1 protein-coding gene is annotated in these 792 nt (G+C 76.0%); it reads left to right on the forward strand.

The genetic code is table 11. The features are described from left to right. Nucleotides 1–309 precede the first annotated feature (309 nt). Nucleotides 310–792: VanZ family protein (locus tag KS423_RS46525; protein WP_224285666.1), on the forward strand; the 483-nt coding region annotated here is incomplete at its 3' end.

The raw sequence follows: 792 nt of genomic DNA on the forward strand, positions 1-792 counted from the left end.
CCGACCGCGACCCCGGCCCGCGGCGCCAAGGCGGCCGCGAGCCCGAGCCCCTCGCCCACCCCGGTGGCGCCGGGCAGCCCGCCGCCGGACAACGTGTTCGGTGCGGTACCGACGGCCTCGCCCTGCAAGTAGCCGCCGGGGAGGGGATCAGGGGGCGCGTTCTGGAATGTTCACGCCCGGTGTGGAACCGACGTGCCGTCGACTCACGTCCTTCCCCCCGTGCAGCGAGATGGCACCAGGACACGCCACGAGCGTTCCGGCGCGGGGACCGAGAGCAGCCCGGCGGCGGCCGTCCACCGTCCCCTCCGGTTGGCCGGGCTGGCGGGTCTCACCGGCCACCTGGCACTGGTGCTCTGGCTGGTGCTGAGACCACTGCCGGTGGCCTGGGTGTACGACGCCAACCTGACGCCGTTCGCCTCGCTCCGCTCCTCCACCGGCTGGCAGGTGCTCGGCGAGCTCCTGCTGCTGGCCCCGCTCGGAGTCCTGCTGCCGCTGGCCGGCGGTCGGCTCCGGGCCCCGTGGCTGCCGTCCTTCCTGCGCACCACCGGCGTCTCCGCGCTGCTGGCAACCGCGCTGGAGTTCCTCTCCTCCTGGGCGCCCGGGCACATCCTCAACGTGGACCACATCCTGCTCGCCGTGGTCGGCGTGGCCGTCGCCCACCTCGCGCTCGTCCCCGGTCTGCGGCACCTGCTGCGGGACCGGCGGCCGCGGCGGCCCCGGATGGCGGTGCTCTCCGTGCCGCCGGTGGCCGCCGTCACCTCGGTCGCGGCCGTGGCCCCGGTCGCGGCCGTC

The organism is Streptomyces sp. LS1784, assembly GCF_020103755.1.
Lineage (GTDB): Bacteria > Actinomycetota > Actinomycetes > Streptomycetales > Streptomycetaceae > Kitasatospora.